This window comes from Chitinophaga arvensicola, assembly GCF_900110835.1.
Taxonomy (GTDB): Bacteria; Bacteroidota; Bacteroidia; order Chitinophagales; family Chitinophagaceae; genus Chitinophaga; species Chitinophaga arvensicola.
The window spans coordinates 2,003,534-2,019,203 of the sequence record NZ_FOJG01000001.1 but is presented as its reverse complement, the minus strand read 5'-3'; the positions used below and the strand labels follow the sequence as shown (position 1 = coordinate 2,019,203).

Genomic DNA, 15,670 nt, shown 5'->3' with positions numbered 1-15,670 from the left:
TGCTAAGTTACGGCCATTCAGCCATATAGATAAATGCATCGCATTTCCAAACATTATCACTATTTTTATGCTTTGAATACACCTATGACCGGCCTTAACGCCAACCTATGCCATGAAAAGCCTACAGTATTATTTACGGATTGTCATAAGACATATTTTCTATGGTTTGCTGCCGGTGATGGCCCTGGCCATGTCTGCGCATGCACAATCAGTTACCATTAATGCCGATAAACGGGCAGGATGCCCACCTTTCCTGGTAAACTTCACCGCTACGCTGGATGCAGGATACCAGAAAATGGAATGGGACTTCGGACTGGGCGCCAATATTACCAATGACCTGGCCCCCTCCAAAACTTTCCAGGATCCCGGCATTTATCACGTAAAACTCACCGCTACATACGGACCAGGCAATGTAATCGTCAGGCAAATTGACATTCAGGTGTACAACAAGCCCACTGTTAATTTCACCATGGGAGGCCTTACCGGATGCGCACCGTTCAGCAGCACTTTCCAGGATCAGTCTACCCCCGGCGATGGCACCATCAGGGATATTACCTGGGACTTTGGCGATGGTAGCGGCGCTACCGGTCCCAATGTGACACATGTATATACAAATGCAGGTACCAACAATGTTATCAGCGCCGTTACTAACTCCTACGGCTGTACTAACTTCAAAGGCCCGGTACCTATTAAGGTAGAAAAAGCACCCACACCTGTTTTTTCTGCAGATAAAACACAAAGCTGCGTTACTCCGTTTACTGTTAATTTTTTTAATAACACCGTCAACAACTCTCCTGATCCGGTTACTTACACCTGGGATTACGGAGACGGCAGCACCGGGCAAACTAACCAACACACCTACACGAAGGAAGGACGCTATACCGTAAAACTCACAGCTACTACTCCCGGCGGCTGCTCCACCCCACTGGTTAAAACAGAGTATATCATTATCGAAAAAGTAAAACCGGCATTCACTTATTCTTCGCTGTGCGTTGATCAACCGGTTACTTTTACCAATACCACTCAACCTACACCAGACCAGGTTACATGGGCTTTTCCGGATGGTACCACACAAACAAGCACAGATGCAGTGAAACAATTCTCTGCACCGGGCGACTATATTGTGAAGATGCAGGCCACTTTAGGCACCTGTATGGAAGAAATACAACAAACCATTCATGTAAATCCATCTCCGCAGATTGACCCCGTAGCTACGCCAATCAGTGCCTGTAACACACCTTTTACCACACAGTTCAATGCACAATCAACCGGCGCCACCAGCTGGCTATGGAATTTCGGAGACGGCACAACGTCTATGCTGGAAAACCCCTCGCATACTTATACACGGGAAGGTATTTATGATATCAGTCTCGTAGCTACCAATGCTTCAGGATGTAGTAAAACAGTCAATAAACCACGTTACATCAGCATTGCCAAACCTAACCTGAGTATCTACCGCAGTATACAGGAAGGCTGTATTCCTTTACCGGTAGACTTCTACGTGGAACTGGACATCACCGATCCTATTGTGAGTTACGCATGGAATTTCGGAGATGGCGCCACTTCTACCGATGCCAGACCTCATCATGTTTTCACGGCACAGGGTACTTACACCGTTTCTATTACGGTGACTACCGCAGGTGGATGTACGGCTACCGGTACTACCATTATCATGGCGGGCACCAAACCTGTAGTAGATTTCGTGGCTACACCACTGAAATCCTGTGCTAAAGATCCGGTGCAATTTACCAATCTCTCCGTTCCACGCGGTACTTCCTGGACCTGGATTTTTGTGCAGGACAACAGCACCAGTACCGATGAAAATCCTAATCACACTTTTAATGAAATCGGTAACCACGATATCATCCTCGAAGTAAACAACAACGGCTGCGTGGAACAATTGATTAAACGGAATTATATACAGATCATTCCACCCATCGCACGTTTTGAAACTGCTCCGGATTGTGTGAATCCTTATCACCGCAAGTTTACCGACAATTCTACATTCGGTCCAATTCCAACACCAGTGAAAACCTGGCTCTGGGAATTCGGTGAAAATGGCGCCACTTCCACGGATCAAAATCCGGACTTCACTTACCTGACTACCGGATTGAAACAGGTAAGACTCACCATCGATAATGGAATCTGCACTTCTACCACCACGCAATCTGTTAACATCATTGACGAGAAACCTGTCATCAGTTCCGACAAACCAAGGATCTGTAAAGGAGAAGCCATCAACATTTCATTAGGTCCTATCAACAACGCCAATGTCAATGAATACAACTGGGACTGGGGAGATGGAAGCCCCGTGCAAAATATTCCTGCCTACAACTTTGATCCCACCAAAGGCATTTCCCATACCTACAATAAAACAGGTACGTTCACTATCAAGCTGTCTATCACCGATAAAAACAGCTGTACGCGCGACGCACCACCTATCAGCATCGACGTAAACGGTACGGACCCTGATTTTGATTTTACCGGGAAGAGATGTAAAGATGAAATCTTCAGCTTTACAGACAAATCAACCGCCAGCGCAGGTAACCAGATATTGAACTGGGAATGGGATTTCGGTGATCAAACGGCAAAAGAAAATTACACGACACAACCCGTCGGTATCAAACATACCTATACTAACGCAAACGACTATACGGTTGTACTTACTGTAACAGACAAATTTAGTTGCGTAGCGAAAGCCACGCAGGTAATCCGTTTCGACCGGGTAAAAGCGGATTTTATAGTGCCGTCCAATGTGGCCTGCCTCGATAAATCGTTCACTTTCGTAGACCAGTCGGAAGGCAATGTAACCAGCTACACCTGGGACTTTGGCGATAAAACTACCGGTACCGGCAACCAACCGGTGAAAGTGTACAGCGCTCCCGGCAAATATAATGTAGTGCTCAAAGTAATAACTGCAGCAGGATGTACCGATGAAATCACGAAAACAAATCTCATCACCGTACCGGATCCTAAAGCCTCATTCACCATTCCCGCTAACCTGGATCTGTGTCCGCCGGTAAAAGTATTATTCACCAACACTTCTACAGATTTTGTAAACTCCCACTGGGATTTTGGAGATAACGGCACTTCATCGAAGAATGATCCGGATGTACACATCTACGCCCGCGCAAAAACATACGATGTAATATTGACCGTATACGCAGAAGGTGGCTGCTCCAGCACTACTACCCTGCCTATTACGATCAAAGGCCCCGACGGCACCATGAAAACCACGCCTACACAAGGTTGTGTACCACTAACCGTTAGCGTCACCGCCACTTCTACCAAAACAGACACCTACATGTGGGACTTTGACGATGGTACCGTACTGACTTCCAAAACACCGGTGTCACCCGCACATACCTACGTAAAATCCGGTATCTATTATCCGCGTGTATCCTTATTGGATGACCAGGGATGTGTGGTAAAGGCAGATGGAAATGACAAAATCATTGTAGACAAAACCACTGCAGACTTCACTACCGACGATTTCCAGGTATGTGGCGGCGGACTGGTTACCTTTACCAACAAGAGTAAAACATTAACTAAAGATTCCCTTGCGCTCGACTTCACCAATGCCTGGGATTTTGGGGTACCCGGTAATCCTGATAATAACGCCACTACATTCAACGGCTCATTCAATTATCCGCAACCGGGAACTACCAATGTGAAGCTCACCGTGACCAGCGCTTATGGCTGTATTGATGAAAAAATACTCCCTGTAGTTATTCCTCCACAACCTGTGGCAGTGATCGCACCGATACTCCCACTTTGTGTATCGGGCAAGTTTCAGTTATCAGGCAGCGACACCAGGAACCTCACCGGCACCAAATGGTTATGGCAGGTGGGAACCGATAAAACCTATACTGACCGGGTACCTCCGGAAATAGCATTGAACAGCCCGGGTACTGTGCCGGTAACATTAACCATCACCAACGCCGATGGTTCCTGCCCTTCCGTGACCACGGCAAACATGGTAATCAATCCTTCCCCGATATTAAACCCATCTCCGATGGAGTCTAAAATCTGCCGGGGGACTGTACTACAGCTACAGGCCAATACTACCACTAATGTAATGGTAGACTGGACGAACTATAATATTTCTGATCCGGCCAGCGTATCGCCGCAGGTAAAACCTGATATCGATACGGTGTATAAAGTCACGGCAACTAACGAATACGGTTGCACGAATAAAGGGGAAGTGAGGGTATCTGTCACGCAACCATTCCATGTATATGCCCAGGACGCAGAAATATGTGCGGGTGAAAGTGTACAAATGAACGCAGGCGGCGCATTGCGCTACCAATGGATTCCTGCCAGGGGCTTGAACCGGGCAGACATACAACGCCCCACATCCACCCCGGATGGCAATATCACTTACCAGGTAGTTGGTTACGACAACAGTAACTGCTTTACAGATACTGCGCTGGCCAGGGTATACGTACGTTCCGCACCGGTAGTAAATGCCGGACCGGATATGGTCATTGCCACTGGTTCGGTTATCCCTTTACCGGTAACCGGCAGTGCAGACATCATCAAAACAGAATGGACGCCGGTAAAAGGCCTCAGTTGTTACGACTGTCTAACCCCTACGGCTACCCCTACAGATGATATTACCTATCACGTAAAGGTTACCAACCAGTTTGGCTGTGAGAGCAGTGATGATATTACCATCAAACTGGTGTGCAATGAGGGCAATGTATTCATTCCCAATACTTTTTCACCTAACGGCGATGGGCAGAACGATATTTTCTACATCAGGGGACAAGGCATGCAAACCATCCGTGTTTTCAGGATCTTCAACCGTTGGGGACAGCTGGTATTTGAACGCACCGGGTCCAGTACCAACGATCCTTCAAAAGGCTGGGATGGCCGTTTTAAAGGCGTGATACTCAACCCGGATGTATTTGTTTATTATGTAGAACTGGTTTGCGATAAAGGAGCTGTCAACCTCCTGAAAGGGAATGTGACACTTATCCGATAACACTAAGTCGCTGAAAAAGAACTCAAATGGAAATTTTGATACCGGATCTTATTGATTTGCAGCCATTACGCTGGTTTTCATCGTTCCCGGTATCATCATTTCCGAAAATCAAAAAATTTATATATGTTATTTTTATTAATTTGTGGTGTCTTTTAGTAATGGAAAACCCTGTGTACCTATGAAATACCTACCCGCAAAGAGTTTATGGATCTTCCTGTTCCTCTCCCTTTTGCAGGCGAATAGCTTACTGGCACAGAAGGCGGACTTCACCTATACCGCCTCACCGGGAAACCTGTGTACACCGGTAACGCTTACACTAAAAAACACAAGTACCGGTACTCCATTAAGTTATAACTGGGATTTCGGGGATGGCAGAACCTCTCATGATGCCAATCCACAGGTTACCTTTACCAGTGGCGGCCCCGTAAAAATCACACTGGAAGCAGTATACAAAGTAACCGGCGGCACTACTACCAGTACCTACTGGCGTGATTTGGTTGTTGGCACTACCCCTGTTGTGAATTTCTCGGCAGATGTCACTAAAAGTTGCAAAGTATTCACCGCTAATTTCACCGATGCCACTCCAGGCGCGGCCAGTCGTACGTGGGATTTTGGAGATGGTACTGTAATCACTACCAGCAACGCATATACGCCACATCAATATACCCGCGCGGGTAAATATGATGTAACCCTTACCGTTACTAACAGCAACGGCTGCACGGGTACATTGAAGAAAGCCGCTTATATCGATATCTCCCTGCCGGAAATCGTGATGTCTGATCCTCAGGCCGGTTGCGTTCCTTTTAATGCTGTCTTCAACGCCACTTCTACCAACGGCATCAGTGATCCAGTCATTTCCTGGGCCTGGAATTTTGGCGATGGTAACACCAGCAGCACGAATAGCGGGTCCACCACCCACGTCTACACGCAAACGGGAACTTACAACGTAGCCGTTACCGTTACTACACAAAATCAATGTGTGGTGACTACTACTTTTGATAAATTCGTACATGCCGGAAACCCGCCGTCCAACGTGAGTTTCACGGTATCCCCCAACAGTACCTGCGTAGGCGACCCGGTAAGATTGCTGGCCAATGCCAGCTTCGCAGATACCTACACCTGGGATTTCGGCGATGGAGAAACCGCTACCGGCAGCAACAATGATATCCGGCATACCTTCAATGCCAATGGCACCCTTACCGTGAAAATGAAAGCAGGCAGCAACGGATGTTTCACCAATGCGCCATCCGCCACAGTAAACGTTACCGGGCCTGTATCAAAATTCAGCGCGGTACGCGATTGCTCCGATAAAAGTAAATTTATCTTTACCAATAATTCTATTGGCACAAGTGTGAATTCTACCTACCAGTGGGACTTTGGCGACAATTCCCCCCTGGTAAATACCCGCGATGCCGTGCATAATTATACCACTCCGGGTAACTACACGGTTCGTCTAACCATCGGTGAAATTGGCAATAACTGCAGCCATAGCAGCTTTCAGACCGTTTATTATTTCCGGGCAGATTTTACTGCCGGTGTTAATACCATCTGCAGAAGCAGCAAGGCAACCTATGAAGTGCTGAATGTACCACTGGGACTGGTGGCCAGCTACTCCTGGCGGTTCGGTGACGGAGAAGTATTCACCACCACCAATCAGACCTATATAAAAACATGGGCTACCGCCGGCTCCTTCGACAACCAGCTGACGATTCACTATAAAGATCCCGCCTACTGCGACGATATTGTGTATAAACCTGCGGATATCACGATCATGGCGCCACAAGCCGATTTCACTACGGGGCCGGTTACCTGCGCAGGACAACCTGTGAGCTTTATAAATACCACCATTACTTCTCCCAACATCCCTATCGCCGACTGGTACTGGGATCTGGGCAACGGACAAACTTCCACCGCAAAAACGCCGCCCGGCATGAAGTACACCACTTCGGGCGGACAAGCCATAAAACTGGTGATTACAGATGCCCGCAACTGCCGCGACTCTGTCAGCAAAATCATCATCATCCATCCTACACCGGTAGTTACCGCTTCTGCCAGTCAGCCGAAAATCTGCGAAGGCAACAGCGTAAACCTGAATGCCTTGTCAGACGGCACCGTACAATGGCTCACCAGCAGTACTATCAGTTGTGTATTCTGCAACGATGCAGTAGCTACCCCACTGGTAAACACCCGCTACCGCGTACAGGCATCTAACGTACACGGATGCACGGTATTGGATTCTGTTGATGTAGCAGTAGTACCCAAGGTAAATCTTTCCGTAAGCAATGATACATTCGCCTGTTATGGCTCATCGTGCAACTGAGAGCAGCAGGCGCCACTACCTATAACTGGACTCCGGTAACCGGCTTAACCAATAACACCATCGCCAACCCCGTTACCACGCCCATAGCAGATATCACTTACCAGGTAACAGGGACGAACGATCCCATTTGTCCGATGAGCGCACCACTCTCTGTTAAAGTAGCCGTAAAGCCGGTACCACAGGTAGACGCCGGGAAAGACCAGACTGTGATGGTAGGCGATATTGTAAAATTGATGGCGAGCGGAAGTCCAGATGTGATAAAATGGAAATGGAGTCCGGAAGATTACCTGGATAATCCTAATTCGGTATACGTAACAGCAGCTGTACGCAAACCGATTACCTACAGCATCACCGGTACTAACCAGTTCGGCTGCTCGAAAAGCGACATCGTAAATATAGACCTCGTCTGTAATACCGACGTGGTATTTATTCCTAATACTTTCAGTCCCAACGGCGACGGGCAAAACGACGTCTTCTATCCCCGTGGTAAAGGTGTGAGCATGATCAAATCCTTCCGGATTTTTAACCGCTGGGGACAGGAAGTATATCACCGTGAAAAAATCAACATAGACGATATCAGCGCAGGATGGAATGGCTCATTCAACGGAAAGCCGCAGCCTTCGGACGTATACATTTACTTCCTCGAAGCTTACTGTGATACCAATGAATTTTTCCAGCTGAAAGGCAATGTAACATTACTCAGATAATTATTTTAACCTGGCTAACATGAAAACCATATACCGCGTATTACTGGCGATAGTTTGCATAACAGGCGCCACTCCCTTGTATGCGCAGGATATACATCTGTCGCAGTTCTATGAAACACCGATCCTGCGTAATCCCGCACTGATCGGCATTTTCAACGGAGATGTGCGTGTTCAGGCAGTATATCGCAACCAGTGGAACAGCGTTACCATTCCTTACCAGACAGGAACGGTCAGCGGGGAAATAAAATTTCCCGTAGGCCGCAGCAACGACTACGTGACTACCGGTCTGCAACTTACCTATGATCGCGCAGGTACTTCCAAATTGCAGTCTACACAGATCTTCCCGGCGATCAACTATCATAAATCGCTCAATGAAGACAAGAGCAGTTTTTTGTCTTTAGGTTTCATGGGAGGCCTTGTACAACGGCAGTTTGATCCTACCAACATGACCTTTAACAACCAGTATACAAACGGCCGTTTTGATCCGGCGAGTGCTACTGGCGAAGAAGGAAAGCTGGCACTGAAAGGCTATAGTTACCTGGACGCAGGTGTGGGCCTGAGTTACAACAGTGTAATCGGGGAAGATGTGAATTACTTTATCGGTGCCGGTTACTATCACTTCAACCGGGCGAAAATATCCTTCTATGGCGATAAGAATATTGAATTGCTTCCGAAGATCACGTTTAATGCAGGTATTACCATTCCGGTAGATGAACGCGTAAAAGTGATCGCGCACTATAACCAGTTGCACCAGGGCACTTATTCGGAGTATATCGGCGGCGCATTAATCGGTTACGGACTGATGGACCAGGGACTGGAATCAACGAAGGCTATTTATGGCGGGCTCTTCCTCAGATGGAACGATGCCATTATTCCCACTATAAAAATTGATATGGATAAATATGAAATTGGAATGAGTTACGATACGAATATCTCCAAGCTCAGAACGGCAAGTCAGACCTTCGGAGGCTTCGAAATCTCTCTCGTTTTTAAAGGATTTTTAAACAGCCGGAACTCAACATTAGAAAGCGTAAACTGTCCTAGATTCTAAGTAGATAGAAATCAGCTTGTTAGAAATATTATTTATCAAGCGTTAAAATTTACATAAAAAAGGAGAAACTGCTAACAAAATGGCCTGTGGTTTGTTAATTTTATGTAGAAACAATGGCGCTCGAATGAGCTGAATTCATCAAACAAAAATTAGGAAATATTTGATAAAAACTTTATTTTTATAATACTATGTGGAAAACCTCTACCCTGATTCTCATAATGGTTTTCAGCCTTTTTACCAGCATAGGTAAGGCTCAAAGCGATAAATCCCAACCAAATCCGGAGGGGGGTAGCAAAATCGTGAAGCTATATCCCAATCCAGCTACCACTATCATAACATTTGAAGTTCAACAACATAATAACGACCGCTTGTACGATCTTATTGTATATAATTTCCTGGGAAAGAAAATTGATCAGCTGAAAGGTATCAGTTCCCGGACTACTGTAAGTCTGGATAACTATTACAACGGGCTGTATATTTTTCAATTGAGAGATCAGCGGGGAAACCTGGTAGAGTCGGGGAAATTCAATGTAGTCAAGTAGATATATCTGGCATCAAAATAAAAAGGAAAGTCACGATTCACATCGTGACTTTCCTTTTTTATGATATCTGTTATCAGGAAACTTCTACAATCAGGAATTTCAGATAAGTGGTGTTTTCAATATTTCTCAGAATCGGATGATCCTGTGCCTGGGTCTGAAAAGTTACCTGGCGCAGTCTCTTTTTCGCGTCCCTCGCAGCAGCATCAATGGTTTGCAGGAACAGGTCCGGCGATACCAGGTTGGTGCAGGAAGCAGTTACCAGGAATCCACCCGGTTTCAGCAGCTTCATCCCACGCAGATTGATCTCCTTGTAACCGGTAACGGCTTTCTGGATATTCTCACGGCTTTTGGTGAAAGCCGGCGGATCGAGGATCACCACATCGAACTTCTTCTCTTCCTTTGTCCACTGTTTCAATTGATCAAAAGCGTTCACTGCCTGAAACTGGCAGATATCCTGCAGGTTATTCAACTCCGCATTTTTCCGGGCAGTAGCTACGGCTGTTTCCGAAATATCCAGTCCCAGTACGCTTTTGGCGCCATAGAAACCAGCATGGCAGGAAAAAGTACCGGTATAGCAAAAAGCTTCCATTACATCGGCGCCTTTTACAATATGTTTGATCTCACGGCGGTTGTCCTGCTGATCGAGGAAATAGCCGGTTTTCTGACCATTTACCACATCCACATGAAACCGGAGTCCGTTTTCATTGATCACCAGGTTGGTATCGAAAGGTGCGCTCAGGAAGCCTTTCTGTTGTGTCATACCCTCCAGTTCCCTTACCGGCACATCGTTTCTTTCATAGATTCCTTTAGGAGAGAAAATACGGTTGATGGCATCCACGATGGCATCTTTCCATTTTTCCATACCCAGCGCCAATGTCTGTAATACGAAGTAATCATTGAATTTATCGATTACCAGTGCGGGCATATCATCTGCTTCTCCGTATACGAGGCGGCAGTTTTCCACATAGCCCAGTTTTTGCCGGTATTCCCAGCATTTCAGGATACGGCGGTAGAAGAATTCAGGATTTATTTCTTCATTCTTATCACGTGTCAGAAGTCGTACGAGGATCTGGGATTGCGGATTGATATAACCACGACCCAGGAAAAAGCCCTTATGCGTATACACATCTACGATATCACCGGCATTTACATCTCCTTTTATTTCGGCCACTTCATTGCCAAAAATCCAGGGATGCCCTTGTAATACCCTGTTTTGTATCTGCTTTTTTAGAAAAACTTTAGTCATTTATTGTATTTCGAGGGGCAAAGGTAGCTATTTAGCGGTTAGCATCTTGGTATTAACTAACAGGTTGGCTGCTGGCGGTTAAAGGGCGCCAATTCTGCCTTTTTGTCGGCAAAACCGCTGTTGGCAAAGAAATTGACTGCATACCTCCGCAGACAATTATTACTTATTATGACAGAAAACGAAAAAGACATGCAGACAAACGGTCAGGCTAGCACTGGTAGCGAAAACGAAAAAGGCATGCCAGAAGAAAATATAAGCAATAGTTCAAATACGAATGACGGAGCAGCCGAAGCGACTGAACTGGAGAAGAAAGAACAGGAAGTAAGTGAAATCCGCGATAAATATCTCCGGTTACAAGCGGAGTTTGACAACTACCGTAAACGTACTGCCAAAGAGCGTATAGAACTGATGCAAACCGCTAGTAAAGATGTTATCATATCTTTGCTGGATGTACTGGACGATACAGACAGAGCCGTAAAGCAATTGGAGAGTGCCACAGATGTTACTGCCGTGAAAGATGGAGTAATGCTGGTATTCAATAAGTTAAGAAACACTCTCCAGGCGAGAGGACTGAAGCCAATGGAGAGTATTCATACCTCATTTGATCCGGATCTGCAGGAGGCAATTACTGAAATCCCTGCACCTACACCGGATTTAGAAGGAAAAGTAGTAGATGTGCTGCAACCTGGCTATTACCTGAATGACAAATTAATCCGTCATGCGAAGGTAATTGTAGGTAAGTAGAATGACGATGTGGCATAATTTCAATGAATACCTATGCTGAAGCTGACGTAAAGCAATATTTTTTACTGAAACAAAAGCTGGTGCTTTGCACCGGCATTAAGTGATTTTTATAATGTCTACCAAGAGAGATTATTACGAAATACTGGTTGTTGCCAAATCTTCCTCCCAGGATGAAATTAAAAAGGCCTACCGTAAGGTGGCCATGCAGTTTCACCCTGACCGCAACCCGAACAACAAAGAGGCGGAAGAAAAATTCAAGGAAGCAGCTGAAGCTTATGAAGTATTAAGCGACCCTGATAAAAGGGCGCAATACGACCGTTTTGGCCATGCCGGTATGAATGGCAACCGCGGTGGTGGTGGATATGGCGGTGGTGGCATGAACATGGATGACATCTTCTCCAACTTCGGTGACATTTTTGGTAACGAAGACATTTTCGGCAGCTTCTTCGGAGGCGGCGGTGCACGTGGTGGTGGAAACCGCCGTGGACGCGGCACCCGTGGTTCCAACCTCCGGGTAAAGATTCGTCTCACCTATGAGGAAATCGCCAAAGGCGCCAACAAAAAAATCAAAGTAAAGAAATATGTACCCTGCCAGCACTGCGGTGGCCTGGGCGCAAAAGATAAAAACGCATTCCAGTCCTGTAATACCTGCGGCGGTTCCGGCCAGGTAAGAAAAGTCACCCAGACTTTCCTCGGACAGATGCAAACCGTTACTACCTGTCCTACCTGTCATGGTGAAGGCCAGATCATTACCAGCAAATGCGGTCACTGTAAAGGTGAAGGCCGTATGTATGGTGAAGAAATGGTGAGTATCGACATCCCGGCAGGCGTACAGGAAGGCATGCAGCTGAGCATGAGCGGAAAAGGTAATGCCGGCGAAAGAGGCGGCGCTCCTGGTGATCTGCTCATCCTGATTGAAGAAGAACCACATCCGGAATTGCAACGCGACGGACTCAATGTGGCTTACGATCTGCACATCTCCTTCCCTGACGCGGTATACGGTACCTCCCTGGAAGTACCCACTATCGACGGTAAAGCAAAAATTAAAATACCGGCAGGTACACAAAGCGGTAAAATCTTCCGCCTGAAAGGCAAAGGTTTCCCTTCCGTTAATTCTTATGAAAAAGGCGATCAGCTGATTCATGTGAATGTATGGACGCCGCAAACCGTATCTGCTGAAGAAAAAGAAATGCTCGATAAATTACAATCATCCGATAACTTTAAACCCAACCCCGAAAAATCCGAAAAAGGATTCTTCGAAAAGGTAAGAGACATTTTTAGTTGAGGATTTAATGAATAAAAAGATGGGGAAGGCTTACTGCACGCAGGCCTTCCCCTCTCTTTTAATACCGCACCATGGAACAAAAACTGCAGATGTTCGAAAACCGGCTGACGAAAGTTTTCCGGCATACTTCCAAACTCGCCAGACGACAAAACATCACCTGTTACCGGGTGTACGATGATGATATTCCCGAATTTCCCTTCAGCATTGAAATGTATGAAGACCATGTGTACATCGCCGAATATCACCGTAAACACGGTATGGAAGAGGATGCACACGAAGAATGGCTGGATACCTGCCTGGAAATGATCAGCAAAGTACTGGATGTAGCCCCCAACAAAATCTGGGTAAAGCAACGGCAACGCAAGGAAAACAGGAAAAGTCAGTATGAAAAGCTAAGCCTGGAAAGTCATATCATGACCGCCTATGAAGCCGGTCTGCAGTTCAAAGTAAATCTCTCCGATTACCTCGATACCGGATTATTTCTTGATCACCGCATTACCCGCAGTATGGTCCGGGAGGAAGTGAAAGATAAAAAAGTACTGAACCTCTTCTGCTATACAGGCTCTTTTTCCGTGTACGCCGCTGCTGGTGGCGCCGCAGAAGTGACATCTGTAGACCTTTCCAAAACCTACCTGGCCTGGGCCGAAGAAAATATGAAGCTCAACGGATTCGACAGCCCGAAACATACTTTCGTACATGCCGATGTGTTGCAATACCTCGATACCCTGAAGTTGAATACCTACGACCTGGTGATCATCGATCCTCCTACCTTCTCCAACAGCAAGCGTATGAAGGATTTCCTGGATGTACAAAGAGATCACGCCGATATGTTGAATAAGGTGTTGCTGGCCACTAAAAAAGACGGGATCGTTTATTTCAGTAATAACTATCGCCGCTTTGTGATGGACACAGAAAAGATCACAGCCTCCAGTATCAAGGATATCACCAATCAAACGTTACCTTTTGATTTTCAGCAGAAGATGATCCGGAAGTGTTACCGCCTGATCAAGTAAATGCGCCATTACTTTCCTTTACGCACCATCTTTATCATTTTCAGAAACTCCCGGCGATAGTTGCCCTTATCGGCGCCCAGCGCCTGGCGGGCGATGTCGCTGACCATATCGAGGTCGCCTTTTCCGCAATAGGAGGATTTGCGTAAAGTCATGCCGAATAACGCTACTGCTGCAGCGAAGCGGCAATCATTCGAAGCATCTTTAAATAGGGTCAGTTCCGCAGGGATCCCCCCCCGCAAACATTGCACAGTGGTATCCTGCGGATGACGATACGATATTTTTACCTGCGCCAGCACTGTATCAGAGGTAGCCACTTCCGGCACAGGAACAATTTCATACAGCGCTACCGAACAATGCCCGCTGCCGATGATGCCGCCATTGAACTCACTGGTCATGGTGGTATCTGCAGGGAGTATTTTGTTCTCATAACCAATAAGCCTATACGACTTTACCAACGCAGGATTAAACCACACTTCCGATTGCACATCGCGGGCAATAGTAAACAGGGTACTCCCGAATTCACGGGCAAATATTTTATTCGCTTCTTCCAGGTCATCTATATACGCAAAATTACCATTTCCTTTACTGGCAAGGGATTGCAGCTTGGAGTCTTTATAATTTTTCATACCGAAACCCAGGCAGGTCAGTAATACCCCACTTTCTTTCTGCTGAATGATCAGCTGTTCCATTTCTTCATCGCTGCTGAGGCCTACATTGAAATCCCCATCGGTAGCCAGTATCACACGGTTGTTGCCGTCGGGGATATATTGATCTGCCGCAATGCGGTAAGCCATTTTAATAGCGGCTTCTCCGGCGGTGCTGCCACCTGCACTGAGATTGTCGATGGCATTGAGAATTTTTTCTTTCTGGTCACCGGGCGTAGCGGGCAGTATGACGCCGGGTTCGCCGGCATAGGTTACAATAGCCACTTTATCTACCGGACGCAGGTTATTTACCAGGATACGGAAGGCGGCCTGCAGCAATGGTAATTTATTGGGACTGCCCATAGATCCGGAAACATCCAGCAGGAACACCAGGTTGCTGGCCGGAAAACTATCTGTTTCCAGGGCGCGCGCGCGGATAGCGATCTGTAATAACCGGTGACTGGTTTCCCAGGGGCAGGTAGTATAATGATGATACAGCGCCATGGTGTTGCCAGCTACCGGTAACGGATAATCGTAATGGAAATAATTGATCATTTCCTCGATGCGGACAGCATCTACCGGTACATGTTCTTTCAGTCGCAGGAAGCGGCGGATGTTGCTGTAGGCGGCCCTGTCCACGTCTATCGCGAAGGTAGATACCGGGTGAGCGGCGGTGTGTACAAACTTATTTTCATAAGTAGCGCCATAAGTTTCATTGTAAAAAGAAGAGGTGCCCATGCCGGTGTTGCCGTAATTGGGATTACTGCTATGCAGCATCTTCGACCTGGCTTTGGCGAGTGCCACCGGGTCCGTATCTTTTCGTAGGGGCGATAACGTTATTAAAAGACGCTCGTATTTGCTGGCGGTTATCTCTTTGGGGTGATAACCATGCTGTGTAAGCAATAGTCTGGCAGATGCCTTGGGGATTACAATTTTAAAAAGACCGAAAGCGTTTGTCACCACGTGGGGGGTGTCATCTATCACCTTCACCAGTACTCCTGAAATGGGGCGGTGGGATAAACTGTCTTCTACCGCTCCCGAAACCCAGATTGTTTGCGCCTGCAGCCCTCCACCCCAAAAAAGTAAGAGTAAAAGGTACTTGAGCATATATTAAGTTAAGATTTTTTCCGG

Annotated in this window: 10 protein-coding genes; 8 read left to right on the top strand and 2 right to left on the bottom strand. The window is 46.6% G+C overall.

All coding sequences use genetic code 11. From position 1 onward, the window contains the following. Window positions 1-112: 112 nt before the first annotated feature. The 5 genes from BMW79_RS08575 (at window position 113) to BMW79_RS08555 (ending at window position 9,607) form a co-directional block, all read left to right on the top strand. Window positions 113-4,987, top strand: a complete 4,875-nt coding sequence (locus BMW79_RS08575) for a PKD domain-containing protein (protein ID WP_089893183.1) — start codon at window positions 113-115, stop codon at window positions 4,985-4,987. 178 nt (window positions 4,988-5,165) lie between these two features. Continuing rightward, the gene (locus tag BMW79_RS08570; RefSeq protein WP_089893180.1) at window positions 5,166-7,307 is read left to right on the top strand and encodes a PKD domain-containing protein; all 2,142 of its coding nucleotides are present in this window, start codon (window positions 5,166-5,168) and stop codon (window positions 7,305-7,307) included. After that, window positions 7,298-8,014 (top strand): gliding motility-associated C-terminal domain-containing protein, encoded by a 717-nt coding sequence (locus BMW79_RS08565; protein WP_089893177.1) that lies wholly within the window; start codon window positions 7,298-7,300, stop codon window positions 8,012-8,014. Before BMW79_RS08570 ends, BMW79_RS08565 begins: the two co-directional genes overlap by 10 nt. A gap of 19 nt (window positions 8,015-8,033) precedes the next feature. Further along, window positions 8,034-9,065: a PorP/SprF family type IX secretion system membrane protein gene (locus BMW79_RS08560; RefSeq protein WP_089893174.1), complete on the top strand. Its 1,032-nt coding sequence runs from the start codon at window positions 8,034-8,036 to the stop codon at window positions 9,063-9,065. A gap of 299 nt (window positions 9,066-9,364) precedes the next feature. Next, a complete protein-coding gene (locus BMW79_RS08555) occupies window positions 9,365-9,607 on the top strand; it encodes a T9SS type A sorting domain-containing protein (protein ID WP_177192083.1) in 243 nt (80 codons plus the stop codon). Window positions 9,608-9,680: 73 nt separating this feature from the next. Here the strand turns inward: BMW79_RS08555 and BMW79_RS08550 are convergent, their stop codons facing one another. Further along, window positions 9,681-10,853, bottom strand: coding sequence for a class I SAM-dependent rRNA methyltransferase (locus tag BMW79_RS08550; RefSeq protein ID WP_089893169.1), 1,173 nt, complete (start codon window positions 10,851-10,853; stop codon window positions 9,681-9,683). Window positions 10,854-11,021: 168 nt separating this feature from the next. On the opposite strand from BMW79_RS08550, the gene BMW79_RS08545 reads away from it, so the two are divergent. The 3 genes from BMW79_RS08545 (at window position 11,022) to BMW79_RS08535 (ending at window position 13,895) form a co-directional block, all read left to right on the top strand. Next, window positions 11,022-11,597 carry a nucleotide exchange factor GrpE gene (locus BMW79_RS08545; protein WP_245752424.1) on the top strand — a complete coding sequence of 192 codons (576 nt, stop codon included), beginning with the start codon at window positions 11,022-11,024 and terminating at the stop codon, window positions 11,595-11,597. Between the two features lie 112 nt (window positions 11,598-11,709). Then, a complete protein-coding gene (gene dnaJ / locus BMW79_RS08540; protein ID WP_089893166.1) occupies window positions 11,710-12,882 on the top strand; it encodes a molecular chaperone DnaJ in 1,173 nt (390 codons plus the stop codon). A 71-nt stretch (window positions 12,883-12,953) separates the two neighbouring features. Further along, entirely contained in the window at window positions 12,954-13,895 is a 942-nt protein-coding gene (locus tag BMW79_RS08535) for a class I SAM-dependent methyltransferase (RefSeq protein WP_245752422.1), read from the top strand. 8 nt (window positions 13,896-13,903) lie between these two features. Here the strand turns inward: BMW79_RS08535 and BMW79_RS08530 are convergent, their stop codons facing one another. Next, entirely contained in the window at window positions 13,904-15,646 is a 1,743-nt protein-coding gene (locus BMW79_RS08530; RefSeq protein WP_089893163.1) for a YfbK domain-containing protein, read from the bottom strand. Window positions 15,647-15,670 lie beyond the last annotated feature (24 nt).